The organism is Flavobacterium koreense (assembly GCF_054776075.1).
In genome coordinates this window covers 178,519-195,685 of sequence record NZ_BAAHCF010000034.1, presented here as the reverse complement: position 1 = coordinate 195,685, position 17,167 = coordinate 178,519, and the positions used below count along the sequence as shown (strand labels likewise).

Annotated in this window: 16 protein-coding genes; 3 read left to right on the top strand and 13 right to left on the bottom strand. The window is 29.8% G+C overall.

Annotated features, from left to right (window positions below):
• Positions 1–174: 174 nt before the first annotated feature.
• The 12 genes from ACYU7A_RS13300 to ACYU7A_RS13245 all read right to left on the bottom strand — a co-directional run bounded on the left by ACYU7A_RS13300 (position 175) and on the right by ACYU7A_RS13245 (position 13,636).
• Entirely contained in the window at positions 175–1,992 is a 1,818-nt protein-coding gene (locus ACYU7A_RS13300; RefSeq protein ID WP_460577294.1) for an AAA family ATPase, read from the bottom strand.
• A gap of 20 nt (positions 1,993–2,012) precedes the next feature.
• Positions 2,013–2,465: an ABC-three component system middle component 2 gene (locus ACYU7A_RS13295; RefSeq protein ID WP_460577292.1), complete on the bottom strand. Its 453-nt coding sequence runs from the start codon at positions 2,463–2,465 to the stop codon at positions 2,013–2,015.
• On the bottom strand, positions 2,458–3,510 hold the full coding sequence (locus ACYU7A_RS13290; RefSeq protein WP_460577290.1) for an ABC-three component system protein: 1,053 nt from the start codon (positions 3,508–3,510) through the stop codon (positions 2,458–2,460). The genes ACYU7A_RS13295 and ACYU7A_RS13290 overlap by 8 nt, the downstream gene beginning before the upstream one ends.
• Before the next feature lie 201 nt (positions 3,511–3,711).
• Positions 3,712–4,686 (bottom strand): beta-propeller fold lactonase family protein, encoded by a 975-nt coding sequence (locus ACYU7A_RS13285; protein ID WP_460577288.1) that lies wholly within the window; start codon positions 4,684–4,686, stop codon positions 3,712–3,714.
• Between the two features lie 12 nt (positions 4,687–4,698).
• A complete protein-coding gene (locus tag ACYU7A_RS13280; RefSeq protein WP_460577286.1) occupies positions 4,699–5,664 on the bottom strand; it encodes a YeiH family protein in 966 nt (321 codons plus the stop codon).
• Between the two features lie 77 nt (positions 5,665–5,741).
• Positions 5,742–6,635 carry a LysR family transcriptional regulator gene (locus tag ACYU7A_RS13275; RefSeq protein WP_063742749.1) on the bottom strand — a complete coding sequence of 298 codons (894 nt, stop codon included), beginning with the start codon at positions 6,633–6,635 and terminating at the stop codon, positions 5,742–5,744.
• A gap of 191 nt (positions 6,636–6,826) precedes the next feature.
• Complete coding sequence (locus ACYU7A_RS13270) at positions 6,827–7,963, bottom strand: hypothetical protein (protein WP_460577284.1); 1,137 nt, start codon at positions 7,961–7,963, stop codon at positions 6,827–6,829.
• 9 nt (positions 7,964–7,972) lie between these two features.
• A complete protein-coding gene (locus tag ACYU7A_RS13265) occupies positions 7,973–8,572 on the bottom strand; it encodes an SGNH/GDSL hydrolase family protein (RefSeq protein ID WP_460577282.1) in 600 nt (199 codons plus the stop codon).
• 35 nt (positions 8,573–8,607) lie between these two features.
• Positions 8,608–9,204, bottom strand: a complete 597-nt coding sequence (locus ACYU7A_RS13260) for a 3'-5' exonuclease (protein ID WP_460577280.1) — start codon at positions 9,202–9,204, stop codon at positions 8,608–8,610.
• Positions 9,205–9,207: 3 nt separating this feature from the next.
• Positions 9,208–11,121 (bottom strand): DUF294 nucleotidyltransferase-like domain-containing protein, encoded by a 1,914-nt coding sequence (locus tag ACYU7A_RS13255; protein WP_460577278.1) that lies wholly within the window; start codon positions 11,119–11,121, stop codon positions 9,208–9,210.
• A 214-nt stretch (positions 11,122–11,335) separates the two neighbouring features.
• Positions 11,336–12,871: a DEAD/DEAH box helicase gene (locus tag ACYU7A_RS13250; protein WP_460577276.1), complete on the bottom strand. Its 1,536-nt coding sequence runs from the start codon at positions 12,869–12,871 to the stop codon at positions 11,336–11,338.
• Positions 12,872–13,120: 249 nt separating this feature from the next.
• Positions 13,121–13,636 carry a DUF6155 family protein gene (locus tag ACYU7A_RS13245; RefSeq protein WP_298304061.1) on the bottom strand — a complete coding sequence of 172 codons (516 nt, stop codon included), beginning with the start codon at positions 13,634–13,636 and terminating at the stop codon, positions 13,121–13,123.
• 87 nt (positions 13,637–13,723) lie between these two features.
• Here ACYU7A_RS13245 and ACYU7A_RS13240 point away from each other — a divergent pair, with 87 nt between their 5' ends.
• Together ACYU7A_RS13240 and ACYU7A_RS13235 are read left to right on the top strand one after the other, a co-directional pair.
• Positions 13,724–14,002 (top strand): DUF3817 domain-containing protein, encoded by a 279-nt coding sequence (locus ACYU7A_RS13240; RefSeq protein ID WP_344816415.1) that lies wholly within the window; start codon positions 13,724–13,726, stop codon positions 14,000–14,002.
• The gene (locus ACYU7A_RS13235) at positions 13,995–15,254 is read left to right on the top strand and encodes a mechanosensitive ion channel family protein (protein WP_460577274.1); all 1,260 of its coding nucleotides are present in this window, start codon (positions 13,995–13,997) and stop codon (positions 15,252–15,254) included. Before ACYU7A_RS13240 ends, ACYU7A_RS13235 begins: the two co-directional genes overlap by 8 nt.
• On the opposite strand, the gene ACYU7A_RS13230 is transcribed toward ACYU7A_RS13235, so the two are convergent.
• Positions 15,255–15,644 carry an acyl-CoA thioesterase gene (locus ACYU7A_RS13230; RefSeq protein WP_298304066.1) on the bottom strand — a complete coding sequence of 130 codons (390 nt, stop codon included), beginning with the start codon at positions 15,642–15,644 and terminating at the stop codon, positions 15,255–15,257. It lies immediately after the preceding gene.
• Between the two features lie 188 nt (positions 15,645–15,832).
• Here ACYU7A_RS13230 and ACYU7A_RS13225 point away from each other — a divergent pair, with 188 nt between their 5' ends.
• Complete coding sequence (locus ACYU7A_RS13225; RefSeq protein WP_460577272.1) at positions 15,833–17,149, top strand: OmpA family protein; 1,317 nt, start codon at positions 15,833–15,835, stop codon at positions 17,147–17,149.
• The last annotated feature ends 18 nt before the right edge of the window (positions 17,150–17,167 follow it).

Here is a 17,167-nt window from a genome sequence, read left to right as displayed (position 1 = left end):
TTGCCTCTAACGTTATCCAGCTTCACGTCAGTTGCTGCTGCTGACACTGGCCAAAACAAAACTACTGAATTTCTTTGAAAGATAAAGTTGTTGTCACCAGATTATTCTCCACGAAGACAAAATAGCAAGCGCAAGCCCAGCAATTGGTGCAAACCATGGTTGGTAGCAGGTTTTTTATTTAGGTATAAAACCATATCTGCCAATACCTTCTTTTTTTGTAAATTTTATATGTTGTATTTTCGTAAGAATATCTTTTGGTGGTTCTTCATTTTCCAAAATAATTATTTGAGGACAAGTTGTTTTGGTGGCACAATATCTATAAAAATCCATTGCTAAATCTTCACTTATACCTTCGCCATTTGATTCTGGTTTTCTATAAGTTACTAATGGTGAATCAAATATAGGAACTCCCATTTTGTATGTTTTAGTTTCTAAAAATTCAGATAATGCAAGAACAAAGGTTGCATAAGTTATTGCTCTTTCTCCTTTTCCTGAAAGATTTCTGTTTTTTGTACCAATTACAAAATCATTCGTTTTCTCACTAAATGATATGTTAGCTAATTCAGAATAATTACACTCATATAAAATATTATATATTGTTTCTGAAATTGGAAATACAGTAGATGTTGTCAACTCGTCAAAAGTATTATCTCCTTTTGTTTCATTTAAATCAGAGATTTCAACTTTAAATTTGTTAAGTTTTCCAATGCTATCAAAGTTGAACTTCTCTTGTAACAATGTATCTCTCTTTTTATAAAGTTCTTTTATTTCTATGTTTGTTTCTGTTATTAATAAATTAATATCTGCTTCGATTATAAGTTCTATTTTTTGCAATGATTTTATTTCATAACCCAAACTTTCTTCAAGTGCTAATTTTTCAGACTTTAATAAAATTAGAGATTCTTCTAATTCATTTAATAAAAAATCAATTTTTCTCATTTCATTTTCACAAGAAGAAATAGTTGCAATTATTTCATCATCAGAGGATAAGGATTCTATTTCATTTTTACAAAATGGGCAAGAGTTTAGGTTTTCTGTGTTTTCTGAAAGAAGGAAGCCTGCTTCAATTGTTGATTTAAGCCTACTAAGATCTGAATAATAATATTGTTTTAGTAATTCGGATCTAGTTAATGTTTCAACAAGTAATTCAATAGAAATATTGATTTCATTAATTTTTTTTGAGTGATGTTTTCTTTTTAAATCATAATCTGAAAATTGATTGAGTAAAATGTTTTGTTTGTCTCTTAGCAAATTTATTTGATTTTCTATTTCTGTTATGGATTCATTCGGATTAGAATATTCTTTAGAAATATTCTCATTAAATTGAGTTATTAACTCTTCAAGCAGCTCTACTTTTCCTTTGCGGTAGTTAAGAATTTTTTCATCAGGTTCACTAATAATTGCATTATCATCTTTACCAGTAATTAGAAATTTGACAACATTTAATTCTTTTGTTTTTTGAAAGCCACCTTTTGCAAATATTGGAGATTCTGTTTTTGTTATTTCATTTTCAGAAATTAGACATAAATGACATAAATCTCGAAATGATAATGAAAATTTTGTCCCTTTTTTATTTTTTCTTATTTCTTTTTTATTGAGATTACAGAGGTTAAGAAAAAAAGAAGAAATATTTTCATCATTATCTTTTACAAGTTTTGCTAAGATAACTTTTGGATTTTGTGAACCAATGTTATCGTATATAGAGTTAAACAAATTAAATTGGCCTCCATTCATAGCTCTTTGTAAAGTATAAAAATCGCCATTATTTGATTCAATTTCAATAAATAATTTGTCATAGTTATCAGCTTCTGGAGGCTTTCTGTCTAATGATTTACCACCAAACATATAATTTAAACAATCAAAAATAAAAGATTTACCAGTACTAGTTGGACCACTAATAACATTTAAACCTTTTTTAAATTCTATTATTGCAGGTTTAACATTATTTCCTGTTAAAACTAATTTATTAATTATAAATCCACTTTTATTCATTTGAAGTAATATTTTAATTTTTAGCCTTCATTCTTGATGAAATTAATCATTTGTTTTTGTAATAATTCAGGAGATAAATCTTTGATGTAACTATTTATCCAGCTTGATCTATTTTGAAGTTCAATAGAATATAGTTCATTCAATGAATCTAGAAAAGTTGTCGAATTTTCAGAAGCTTTATATTCAATGCCATTCTCGCTATATAATCTATCAATTAATCCTTTTTCGATAAATAATTCTAAACTTGAAAAAATTACTTCTCTTCTTATTAATAATTCACCTTTTCTGTTAGAGACGGCAGGATGTAAACTTGTTATGCTTTTATTTATGTCACCACTATGGACAGCCATATAATCAAGATAGACTATAGACTGTAAATCATATGACTTAGGGTATGTTGAATTTAAAATTGTTAAAATTCTTAAACCAGTTTCAATTTTATTGTTGAAAGGATGTACATTTAATTTATTCATTTTCCCAATTTATTTTCCCATTATTTGATAATTGATGACAGATTCCTGTTCTATCTTGTGTTTTACTTACATCTTTCAATGGATTTGACGTAATTTGTATTTGTTGTGATTTATCTTCGATGTTCTTTACTTTTTCAAAACCATTTGGGTAAGATGTTAGCAATGTATTAATTATTCCATTATATATTTCTTCTTGAAAATCTTCAAATGTATTTATAGGAAGATTATCTCTATAAAGGACTCTAAGTTGTTCGGCAAAATGAAATCCTTCTCTTGCTTTATTAAAATGTAAAAGATAAATATCCTTTAATTCAGATACATTCCTGATATTATATTTACCAGTTGAATTATATGCTTTTATTAAGTTCTTTATATAGTTTGATTCATAAATTTGAACCTTATCTGGGATGTCTTTATCTGTAATTACTGGTCTGTCGGGTAGGCTTCCGCCAAATCTTGTTAAATGATTTGGATGTTTTGAATGTTCTTCTATAACAAGTTTTCTTTGAATTTTTGAAAATATTGAAAAATCAAATGCCTCTAAATACGACAAAAACTTTCCTTTCAATTCAACCGGTTCTTTTGTTATTTTATTTTTGCAATATTTTTCCCAATTTGCTTTAAGTTCTGCTTTAAGTTTTATTGGGTCAATAAGTAATTTAGAAAGCGAAGTCCCACAATCTTTAGGTGCTACAAAATAATAATTTTGAGGAATTGGAAAATGTTCTTCAAATGTATAATATATAATTTTCGCAAATTCCACATATACATCAGTAGGTGTAATTGGATTGATATAATGTTTACACTGATAACAATCCCATTTATAGTTTGGATTTGTTTTAGGATCATCGAAGTAACAAACCACATCTCTTCCCATATCACCAGCGCCACCATATCTCTCAACTAAATAATATTTACTTTTTTTTAATTCTAGCCATTCTTCAATAAATTCTTCCCATTCTTGTGGGTAAAACACTTCAATAAGTTTAATTGGTAGAATTCTTTGACCATATGTTATTCTGTTTGAAGTGCTATAGTTGTTCATTTGAATGGATGGTTTATTTATTACGATTTAAACTTGCTACCAACGTTCCGCCGCTTCTCGTCAGTTGCGAGCTTCGGAACGAATTATTTTCTGTTAAAGATAAAAATTCTTGCGAAACGCAAACGTGAACTTACCACAAAATTCGCAATTGCGAGAAACGGCTGTTAGCGGATAGCCCTTTTACCTTTTTTAGGAAATTTATTAATTCTGAATACTATATATTATTTTCTTTTCAGAAAGATTAACTACACTAATAGATAAATCTTTGTTTAGTACAAATACATTTTTACCGTTTTTAGAGTAAATAATTGCTTGTCTTGGTTCATTAAATCCTGTTATCACTCCAATATTAGTTAGTGTTGGTACATCAATTATTGAAAGAGAATTATCTTCTTTATTTCCACTCAATAAAATGTTTTCATCTGAAGATAATGATGCGCCATAAGGATCTTTGCCTACAGAAATTGTTTTAGCGATTATACCTGTATTTAAATTAACTACTGCAATGGAATTGGATCCACTATTAGCAGCAAATAATGTTTCACCATCTTTAGTAATAGAGATAGCTCTTATTTTGCTAAAACCAGTAATAGTTGTATCGATTTTTAAAGTTGCTGCGTCCACAACAGAAATAGCGTCGCTGGCAAAATTGGTCACGTAAATCTTTGAATTTGTTGCGTTTAATTTAATACCTTGTCTTGGTTCGGCAAAACCTGTTATTATTTTTTTTACCGATTTACTTGAAAGGTCAATTACCGTTACTGTATTCGTTGCCTCATTATTAATATAAATTTCTTGACCATTGTTGCTAATTGCTGAACCAAATGCTCCAAAGCCTACCGCATATTTTTCAATGATTTTAAATTTCTTTGTTTCCAGTACAGTTAAAAATCCGGTGCTGCTGTCAGTGATGTAAACCTTCATTCCATCAGGCGAAAAAATAATGTTTCTTGGACTGATGAATCCAGATATCTTTTTTATTAATTTACGAGATTTTAGATTATAAACACTTACGAAATTTACGTCGCTGTTTGATGCTAATGCAATATTTTCGGTTGGACTTATTGCTAAAGAATTATTTTTTATGTTGCCGTCAAAGATTTGTTGCGCTTGAGTTTTGGTAGCAATAATACTAAAGAATAGTATTAACATTCCAATTTTGAATTTATTTTTCATATTTTGAATTTATTAGTTTGTTAAAGTTGTTACAGCCCAAAGTGCAGCAGTTGCTATAATCACCCATAGAATTACACCTTGAATTAATGGTTTAAATCCAACAGAAGATATTGTTTTTCTGTTCAATCCACATCCTATTAAAAACAAGGTAAGCGTTAATCCTGCTTTTGCAATATTTGTTAAATAATGATTGTATTGCTGAACAAAGGGAATATAGGTATTTGCAATCATTGCAAGAACAAATAATCCAATAAAGTAAGGAATTTTTATTTTACTGTCTTTACTTTTAAAAATAAAAGTTGATAAAAAAGCAACAGGAATTATCCATAATGCTCGTGCTAATTTAACAGTTGTACCAATCTCTAAAGCTTGCGGACCATATTTACTTGCTGCACCTACAACTGAACTGGTATCGTGAATAGCAATTGCACACCACATTCCAAATTGTGATTGTGATAAATTTAACTGATGCCCAATAAAAGGAAATAAAAATAAGGCTGCAGAATTTAGAATAAATATGGTTCCTAATGCAACCGATATCTGTTTTTCTTCTGCCTTTATTACAGGAGAAATAGCAGCAATAGCACTTCCACCACAAATGGCTGTTCCAGTTGATATTAAATAAGAAGTCTTTTTTTCTATCTTTAAAAACTTACCCATAAAGAAACCAATTACTAATGTTCCAATAATAGAAACTATTGTAAATAAAATACCTTCTTTACCCGCTTTTAATGCACTTGTAACATTCATTCCAAAGCCCAAACCAACAACAGAAACCTGTAATAATATATGAGTTGCTTTATGATTTAGATGTAAATATGGATGTCCAATAAATTGCGCAATTATTAAACCCATAAGTAAGGCAATTGGCGGTGATATTAATGGAGACAAGCAGAGTACAACTGCTAATAAAAAAATCACTTCTCTAGTGGTTATACTTTTGTCTAATAAATTTTTGAATCCTTTTTGATTTTCCATCTTACTTTATATATTATTGTTGGTACAAATTTCTGGAAATAAAGGATATGTTGGAAATTGTAAAAAGTTATGCGTCATTACTTAAAGTTATAATGATTGGCAAATTTCATAAATAATTCGGGTAAAGCCTCAACTTGACCTTGTTGTTGGATAAAGTAAAAACTCCTTTCGATAGATAAATTTTGAACATCTATTATTGTAAATTTATTTTCTTTAAGTTCTTTGTATATGGAATGTAATGATATAAAAGCCATAGTGTTGCTGTGAAGTATATAATTTTTAATACTTTCAGTGCTGCCTAATTGCATTTCAATTTTTAAATCTGAAATTTTTACATTCAAAGATTTTAAATGATGTGCAATAACTTCTAGTGTTCCTGATCCTTGCTCGCGAAACAAGAGAGGAATGTTTTTCAGCTCATCAATAGTAATGTTTTGTCTTTTTGAGAGAGGATTTGTGCTATTTGAAACTAAAACAATTTCGTCTTTGACAAATTCAGTATATTTTAGATAGGCCTTTTTGGATTTTCCTTCTATGATACCCAAATCAATTTCATTTTTTTGCAGCGCAATTTCAATTTGTTCTGTATTATTAGCTTCTAAAGAAACGATAAGTTGGTCAAATTTTTTATGAAACGATGCTAAAATTTCAGGTAAAAGATATTGAGCAATTGTTGTACTCGCACCAATTCTTAATTTTCCGTTGAAATTTTGAGAAAGAGAATTAATTTCAAATTCTAAATTACGATAGGTTTCAAAAATTTTTTCGGTATGAGAAAATAATATAATTCCTGCTTTTGTTAATTTTACCTTTGAGCCATTTCTTTCAAAAAGTTTAGTTTTCAGAAAACTTTCAATTTCTTGTATGTGTTTTGAAACTGCTGGCTGCGTAATAAATAATTCTTCGGCAGCTTTTGTAAAATTAAGTCGTTTTGCTACTTTGTGAAATACTTGTAATCGAAAATCAAACATTATTATAGGATTAAGTTATTTTACTCATTTTTTCTTGAGTTCTCCAAGGGTTTCCGCTAACTAGTATATAAGTCTGACACTATCATCCTAATACAATCTATAAATACATGATTAGTCTGATAAATCTTTTCAAATATAGCTAATTCCTACAAATAAAAACTACGTAAAAACACCTGTTTTTTAAAAATCTATTACTTCTTATTCACCAAAACTACACTCATTTGTTGTCCACCAGAAATAAGTGTTTTAATTTGAAAATAGTATTTATCGTTTTCATACAATTTATCGCCAAAAAGAATCTCCATTTTATCAACTTTCTTTTCTTTAGAAGTTTCAATTTTCTTGAATCCCATTTTTTCTAGAGTCTCAGGATAGCTATGAGCTTTACCAAAAGTGGTTATCAATCGCACTTCATTGTCAGTAATCATAACTGCTGTATTGTTTTTCTCGTTCATCCAAGCATCGCTTTTTTGCTCCCAACCAAAAGAAATGTTTTCTAATGTAGCCTTAATGTTTTCTTTTTTGGTCGTTATTAAAGTCAATAAATCATTAGGTGTAAAATCTCTTTGTTGGGTGTTTTTCAACTCTTTAATGCTTTCGTCGTCAATCAACAAATCAATATTAGAAGGATCTTCACTAGAATAAACAATGTTAAGTTGTTGTCCTAAATAGAAATCTTTAAATTGGTAACTCGAAATATCTTCGGTAGCTCTAACGGTTTTTCCTTCTTTAGTTTCAAATTCAACAGTTATCGATGCAAAAGAAGCGCCACCAGAGCGAAGCACTCTTTTTACTTCGGTCACGCCACCATCAACAACGGTTCCAACAGCATCCACTTGAGTCGCTTTCAGAATTCTATCGGCACCATTAGAAAAACATTCTGAAAAGATAAAATAAACAATCACAGCTGGAATTAGCATTAGTGTCATTAACGTAAAATCAATTCTTGGTTTGTCTCTAATTTTTAGAAACTCTGGCTTCCATGTTCCGTAATAGGCTATTGCCAAGAAACTTACAAAGCAAAATGCAGCCGTTCCTAATATAGATAAAAAGGTTTTGTTTTGAGAAACGTTGGTGTTTGGTAAGTAGAAAGCAAACAGGTAAAGTGTTGCTATAATCAAAACCACAAGTACTATAAACACTGCTAGATTCTTTTTAGGCATAGTCTTAAGACGCTCTTCAAGAACTTGAGCACGAGCCGTTTCAATAATAGATTTAAACTCTTCTGGGTTGACTTCTTTACGCTTTAAAAAGGTTTCTATTTCGTGATCGTATTCGTTGTCTTTAATACGTTCAACTACTTTTTGTAAAATTTCTTCTTTAGTCATAGTTTAATTTTATAAAATCGCTTTAAACAGCAATTGTTCCATTATTTTATATCCTTCTTTGTTGGGATGAACACCATCATCACCATATATTTTCTTCAAACCTTTATTGTCATCTACCATATTTGAGTAATAATCAACATGGTTTAGGTTATTTTCTTCAGCAAATTTTTGAATCAATTTATTCAATTCAATGACTTTATCAGCAGGTTGAATTTTGTGATTCCAATCGAATTTATTTGCCGGAAGCACTGAACATAAAACTACTTCAATATGATTTGCTTTTGCCAATTCTACCATAGAAATGATGTTTCCCATGATATTTTCAATTGAAATGGGTCCAGTATTTTCGGCAATATCATTAATTCCAGCCAAAATAACAACTTTTGAAGGTCGTAATTGAATCACATCTTGACGAAAACGTAGTAACATTTGCGAAGTTGTTTGTCCGCTAATGCCACGATTGACGAATCCATTTTCTGTAAAAAAGGAATTGTTGTAATTCGACCAAAACTCAGTTATGGAATCACCCATAAAAACAATAGGAGTGAAGCCCGATTGAAGTAAAGCAAGGTTTTCGCTATGATATTTCCTTAAGTTAGCCCAATCCATAGTACTTGCTTTGTTGATTTTTTTAAAATAAGATGCTACTTTAATCCTAATCTGCTTTTTAGTTTTAAGAACAATAAAGCAATAGTGTAAGCATCGTCAGTAGTTGAGATGCGCTCTGTTTTAGCAATTTTGAAAAGGTGGCTTAACTCATCTAACGAAAAGTTTTTGTCATTGATATCATGCAGTTTTTTGTACATAATTTCAATATCTAAAGCTTCATTTTTAAGTCTACCACAAGAAGATTTCTCTAATAGTTCGTTAATCATTTCAATATCAAAATGTATACGATGTCCGACCAAAGTGGCATTACCAATAAAGTTGATAAACATTTCAATAGCTTGAATTTCAGACAATTTAGGTTGTGAACTTTCTAAAAGAAAATCATTAGACAAACCGTTGTCATGAAGGAATTTATATTGTGGAATAACTACTTCAAAAACATCACCAATAAGAATATTATCATTTACAACGCCAACAGCTCCAAAAGATAAGATTACGTCTTTCTTAGGATTAAGTCCAGTTGTTTCGGTAGATAAAACAACATATCGATTTGATTTCTTATCAAATTTAGATAAATAAGTTTTCCAAAATTCAGGATATTCTTTGTTGATATTTTTAAGCCAGTCGAGCATATACTATGAAAATTGAGTCAGTTGAAAACGATCTTTTATTAATTCTTCTAAGTCACGCATTGGATTGAGTGCATTTTTCAGTTTCTCTCTATCTACTTTATTGAGCTCATCCAGATTAATATATTGACCCGAACTGTCATTTTTTAATCCTTCTACAGCTCTAAATTTTGATAAAACCAAATATGCATCGGCACAATTCAAATATACTTCTGAGAATTTAGGATCTACAATTGCTAATTGTTTGTATCTTAAATAAGTACTGTTGATTCCTTTGATTCCATTGCTCATCGTCAACATTCTTGCACCATCAACAAGTGGCATTAAAGCTCTTGTTTTAATGTCAAATTTACCTTTGTTTTCACCTTCTTCTTCTAAATTGAATTTTTTGAAGAAGTTTAAAGGCGTAGGTTTTTTTATAGCATCATTTCCTAAATAATCGAAGAAAAGGACATTGTTTTTAGCATTTTTGAAAATAGTTTCCGTGATGGCATCTTCAATTTTTTGTTCACCAAAAGCCATCTCATAATCAAAGAAAACACTACTAATTTCGTTGGAGTTTTCACCTGGAGTATTCATCCAACTGTTGTATTGTTTTGTCCAGTCTGTCAATGACTTACACCAAAGCATATTACTAGCCATATGACCTTGTGGACAGAATGCAAATCCAACTTTCTCTAAAGTTGCTGTAGCTTTTTTAGCTAATTTTAAAAAGTAATCTTTTACATCGCGGTATTTTTCTGCAGAAACATCTTCAAAAACCAAAATACTATCTTGATCAGTCAATAACAATTGCTCTTTACGACCTTGACTACCAATGCTTAACCAAGCAAATCGAGCAGGAGGTGAGCCCAAATCTAAAATGGATTGTTCTACAGCTCTTTTTACAATTGCTAGAGTAATTTCGCCAGCAATACTATTAATATGTGTAAGAGGAATGTTTTTATTTAATGAAGATTGAATGATATCTGTTAATTTATCACGAACTAATTTAAGTTCTTTGGCTGTTTGTGAACGTTTAATTTCTTTAAGAAGTACACCAGGATTATTGGCTTGAGCAACCACTAAATCATGTTCAGAAATAATACCTTTCACTTCCGATTTATCTGTTCCGTCTTGGGTTACACATAGGTGAGTGACACCATGTTTAAGCATAACTAACTGTGCTTCAGCAACCGAAATGTTTTCAGTAACAGTTATTACTGGAGAAGCCATAATTTTATCAATAGCATTTGATAATGGAAAACGACCAGTAGCAACTTTCGATCTAAAATCTTTATCAGTAACAATTCCAACAGGCAAACCTTGATCGGTAATTAATACACTATCAATCATATTCTCTGTAGCCAATAATGCGGCATCTTTGATAGGAGTGGTGCTACTTATTTTTAAAGGTGTTTTGTTGTAAGTCAATGATTGAAAATACAACATATCAGATTGATTGTCAGTATATCCAACATTATCTGAAAGCGATGCATGGCTTTGATTATCAAAGTTATTTTTGGTGTTGGCAGCAAAACTTTCTAATAAGAAATTTAAAACTTCAGTATTTTGAGCCACGAAAGGTTTGAAAGTCGCGATAGGAATAGCGTAAACAATACTTTCTTCACGAGCTTTGGCTGTCATTTGATAATTATTTTTTGCAAAAAACGGACGTAAACCAAAGATATCACCAGCATAACATTTATTCAACAACGTTTCTTCAGCATCTGAAATAACGGTTAGATGAATAACACCAGAAGCTACAACATAGAAAGAATCATGAAGTTTATCATTAATTTGAAACAACGATTTGTGTTTTTCCAAATTAATAACACGAATGGTATTAGCAATTTTAATTAAATCATCAAATGATAAATAATTAAACGGTTCGTATTCTTTTAGAAAATTTGCAACACGTTCAGAAATAGCATTACTCATAGTATAAGTTATTTTTATAAAAATATAAAAAATCAATCAATGTGCAAAAGTAATAAAGATAAAGATTCAATCAACCTTTAAGTTTGTAGTTTTAAAACTATAATTCAGATGATTTATTATGAAACAGTGTAGTGCTTTTGAAATATTCTATTTTACATAATATAAATTATAGTGCAAATAGATAATTATTTTAAATCAGCAGAAAGCACGTGATTTAAAGCTCTGACATGCTTTTAATACGATATAATCTACCAATTGCAATTGTTAGTTTTAACGTGTAATCTTCTATCAACCAACTTCTGTAGTTTTTAGTAACGTTTCCTAAACAAATACAATATTGTTTAATTCGATATTCAATATCGTCGTTTAATTCTTTTGAAAGTTTTCTGGCATCAATTAATTCATCAGTATTTTCCACACACATTGTTGCGTGTTGTTCTAGAGATTTTTCAATAATGGTTTTGGCTTTCAAATTATTTTTTACGGTAAATTTGAATTCCTCATGAATATCCATTGAAATATCAACTGATTTTGAAAATTTCTTACGAAGTTCTTCAGGCATTACATATTTGAAATTACTTTCAATATCTGCATCATCACGCAAACTTTCTAAATAATATTCTGGAGATTTAAAAATGTGTTGCCAATCTACAGGATTATTCCACAAACCAAAACGTAATGCGTTGTTTCCTAGGTCAATAACAGTAAAACTATCTTTATTTGGTAAACGTCTTGATCCACGTCCAATCATCTGAAAATAAAGTGTTAACGACTTCGTAGCTCGATTTAAAATGATTGTTTCTACTGTGGGTTCATCAAATCCTGTGGTTAAGATTCCTACTGAAGTTAATATTGCATCTGGAGTTTTCTTAAACCATTGCAAAATATCTTTTCTATCTTCTGTAGAAGTTGTGTTATCTAAATGTCTAATATTATATCCGGCATGTCTAAAGCTCTCATAAACATGCAGTGAAGTATTGATTCCGTTGTTGAAAATCAAGGTTTTCTTTCCAAGGGCTTTTTCTGTATAGGCATGCAATAATTTCTCTTGCATCACCATATTACTGTACAAATCATCTGAAGATTTTACAGTATAATCGCCATTTATTCCAACTTTTAATGAAGTTAATCCAACATCATAGCTATATGTTGTTGCTTTTGCCAAGAATCCTTTATCTATAAGGTTTTGAATTGTATCTCCAACAATCAATTCGCTGTAATTTTCATACATCGGAAGTTTGATATTTGAACTCAAAGGCGTTGCTGTAACTCCAAGAATAAAAGCATTTTCAAAAGCACTAAATAACTTCCTAAATGAATTGAAGTGAGCTTCATCAATTATCACTAAACCAACATCTTGTATTTCTAATTTTTCATCATTAAGACGGTTTTTTAACGTCTCAATCATCGCTACAAAACAAGAATATTCTTCTTGATCTGGAAGCTCTTTAATGGCACTATTGATGACTTTATTTTTAACATCAAACGCTTTAAGCATTTTTGAAGTTTGCTTACAAAGTTCTATTCGATGTGTTAGAACAACAACTTTCTTATTATGTTGCTCCAAGTAACGTCTTGTGATTTCAGAAAATATTACTGTTTTTCCGCCACCTGTAGGCAATTGATATAATAAATGATGATTGTGTGGCGCATTATCTAATCGCTCAAAAATTTTGTCGATATCGCCTTTCTGGTAACCATAAAGTTCCTTTTTATCTTCAATTTCGGCAAGAATATCTTTTTTTGACATAGCGATTTTTACAATTTTGCAAAAATACATCTAAAAAAGAGTTTGAACGCTATGTTTTTAGAAATATATAGAAAATTTAATACTTAACCACGAATTACACTAATAGTCACGAATTAATTTGATTTAAAATTGCACTAATTCTGACATACTAATTTTAAAAGATTGATAACAACCATGATGTTATAAATTTGTGTAATAATTAAGTTGATTTTAGAATTAGTGAAAATTTGTGTAATTAGTGGCTTAAAACTAATAATCAAATCGTTCAACAATAGCGTTGAATTCGTATTTGTTCATCCAATTTTGTTTGATACTTTCTTCTTTTATAGCCACTACTCTACTTCTAAATTCGTCTAAAATTCCTTTCTCAATCATGAAACTTATGGCTTGTTCAAAGGAATTGAGCATACTTTTATAAAATGCTTCTTGATTAATTTGCTTTTCAGATGATAAGGTTTGCGCAATTTCAATGTTATAAAGCATAACATCAACAATTATAAAAGCATCTACTCCAAGTGTAATAAAATGTTTGATGAATTTCTGTGCTGTAGAACGACGCATTTTAGGCTTTTTACCTCGAATTGGATAATATTCGTTAGAAATTTTGAGTTTAGCATCTTTAACCAAATTTCGTTCGTTTGGATTAAAAACAAAATCATAATACACTTTTACGTCTTTAAATTTGTCGTAAAGTTCTATCAATTGTTCTTCCAATTGTTCTTTATTCAATTCGGATAAATACTTTTTTAAATCGCGTTTGCTCATATAAATGCTAAATTATTGCAAAAGTAAGTCAGATTGTAGGTTTTTAAATAATGATATGCTTAATTTTGTAAACCAAAATAAAAATCGATGTTGAAATTTTTTAAAAAATTAGCCCTAATAGAAGGAATATCAGCAATTCTTCTTTTTTTCTTTGCCATGCCAATGAAATATATTTTTGGAGATCCAATTTATGTAAAACATATTGGAATGGCTCATGGTGTATTGTTTACTTTATATATCATAGTTGCGACCTATCTTAAATTCTCTGAAAAATGGGAAGCTAGAAAATATGTTGAGATTTGTTTGGCATCTATTCCTCCATTTGGAACTTTTTACATTGAAAAAAAGTATTTAAAGAATGCATAAAACGTTAGAGAAAATATTTGGTTGGTTGTATCCTTTACTTCGTAAAATGAGTTTTGGTGATACTACAGCATCATATATTAGCTTGGCTATAAACATTGTTATTTTATGTGTTTTGGCTTATCTAATATATGTAATATTTCGATTAACATTGGTTACAATTATGGCAATTGTGGCTAAAAAGACCAAAACTAACTTCGATGATTTGTTAGTTTCCAATCAAACTGCCAAATATATTGCTCATTTAATTCCGTTTTTATTCATCTATAAATCAGTTCCGGTTATTCTTGAAGCTTATGTTTATTGGGAAACCGTTTTCGGAAAATTAGTTGGAATTTATATAATTTTATTATCACTTTGGATAGTTCGAAGTGTGCTAAAAGCCATTCGCGATTACTTAAAAGATCAACCCAAATATAGTGATAAACCGATAGATAGTTACATTCAGGTAATTATGATAATCCTTTGGATTGTTGGTGTTGGTGTTATTATTTCAAAGATATTTGATATAACTACAAACACATTATTTGGAACTTTAGGAGCAATTTCGGCCATCGTAATCTTAATTTTTAGAGATACCATTCTCGGATTTGTAGCAAGTGTTCAAGTTTCTTTAAACGATATGGTTCGAATTGGAGATTGGATTACATTTGATAAATATGGTGCTGATGGTGATGTAATTGAAATCAATTTGGCAACAGTAAAAGTTCGAAATTTTGATAATACTACAACTACAATTCCAACTTACAGCTTAATTTCTGATTCATTTAGAAATTGGAGAGGAATGTTAGATTCTGATGGAAGACGAATCAAAAGACATATTTTAGTTAAAGCAAAAAGTATCAGATTTTTGACGGAGGACGATTTGCAAAAAATGAAGCGAATTCAATTGGTTTCTCATTATATAGATGTACGTCAAGAAGAAATTAATAAGTATAACAAAACTTATAATGTAGATAAATCGCTATCTATTAATGGTAGAAATATGACTAATTTTGGATTGTTCAGAAAATATATTACTAATTATTTGGAACATTATCCTGGAATAAATAAAAATATGATTTTGCTGTGTCGTCAATTGCAGCCTACTCCACACGGAATGCCTTTAGAAATTTATGTTTTTTCTAAAGACCAACGATTTGAGCAATACGAATATATTATGGCTGATATTTTTGATCATATTATCGCATCTATAGCCTATTTCGATTTAGAAATTTACGAAATGCCAACCGACAGAATTACTTTAGAAGAATAATTATTTTTTCAATCGGTCTTCAACGTATTCAATTTTTGTTTTGCCGTGAGCTTGAGCTTTTCCGTCTAAACCAACACTAACCATTGTGATTGTGTCAATAGTAATGATGGTTTCTTTGGTCATCATGTTTCTTACTTCGCACATTAACGTTAAAGATGTTGTTCCGAATTTTACTACGTCAATTCCAATTTCAACAATATCTCCTTGTTTTGCGGATGCTCTAAAATTGATTTCCGACATATGTTTGGTAACAATTCTAGGACTTTCAAGTTGAATTATAGCATATAAAGCTATTTCTTCATCAATCCACGCTAATAATCTACCTCCAAATAAAGTGCTGTTTGGGTTCAAATCTTCGGGTTTAACCCATTTTCTAGTATGAAATCTCATTTTGAATATAATTTATTTAGCAAATTTAGGGATTTCGTTTTTGCATTTTGATAAATTGATTATAAATTAAAATTGTTTTGCCTAGTAAAATTATTTCTACAAATTACTTTTTGTTTTCAAAAAAGTTGTTAATTACGTGTAAACCATTATATTTGCAAATTAATAGTATATATAACCTATTTTATAATATGAAAAAAATTACATTATTGTCCTTATTGTTGACTTCTTCTATGTCAGTTCTTGCGCAAGAAAATGAAGTTAAGAAAGATACAGCATCTTCTGAATATAACAAATGGACAATTGAAGCAACTGTTGGTCAAGCAAAAGGAGTTAGACCATATTCTATTGGATATTTTTCAAGTGACCCAGGTACTTTTTTAGGCAAACCACAAGCAAATGGTTTCTCATTAGCTGCTAGATATATGTTTAGTCCTGTTTTTGGTATTAAAGGAGGCTTACATTTTGAAGAAATAAAAAACATTAAAAATAATGGTAGTTTACCTTTTAAAATGCAACAAATTGGTGTTTCATTTCAAGGTGTTGTAAATGCTAATCGTTTATTCAAAATTCAAGAGCCAATGGGTAGACTTGCAATTTTAATACATGGTGGTTTGAAAATTGATGCGATGACATCTAAAACTCCAAATATTATTGAACACGATCATAACTACAATGTAACTGAATACAACGGAGGTCTATTAATTGGTGTAACTCCTGAATTTAGAATCTCTAAAAAAATGTCTGTTATTCTTGATGTAACTGTTCAAAACAATTACAGACAACATTTTAATTGGGATGGAACATACTCAGAAATTGAGAATAACTTAAATGGTCAATTAGTAACTACATCATTAGGTTTAACTTATTCTTTCGGAAGAAATGAACTTCATGGAGATTATACTATCTTGAAAGACAAGAACATTGAAGAAATTGAAGCTCTTAACAAGAGAATTGGTGATGTAGAAACATTAATGAATGATACAGATAAAGATGGTGTAGCTGATTATTTAGATCAAGAAAACAATTCTGTAGCTGGTGTTGCTGTTGATACAAGAGGTAAAATGGTTGATATCAATAGAAATGGTGTTCCAGATGAATTAGAACGATATATTGACAAATCTTCTAAAGAAACTTCAGAAAAATCTAATTCTGACATGATTAAACGTTTAGTAAACGAAGGTTATGTTACAACGTATTTCGATACAGCTAAAGTTAAACCTACAAATGTTTCAACTGAAGGAATTGACTTTATCAGAACTTATTTGAAAAACAACCCTACTGCATCTGTAGACATTATTGGTCATGCAGACGAAATTGGATCTAATGAGCGTAATGATGCATTATCTAAAGGACGTGCAGAAGCTGTTAAAGCAATTTTAGTTAAAGCAGGAATTGATGCTTCAAGACTTAATATAGTTGGTTCAGGTGAAGATACATCAGTAGATGTTGATTCTGAAGGAGCTAGAAAACTTGTTAGAAGAGTAACTTTCAAAATCAAAGACTAATTAACAATTAGTTCTTAA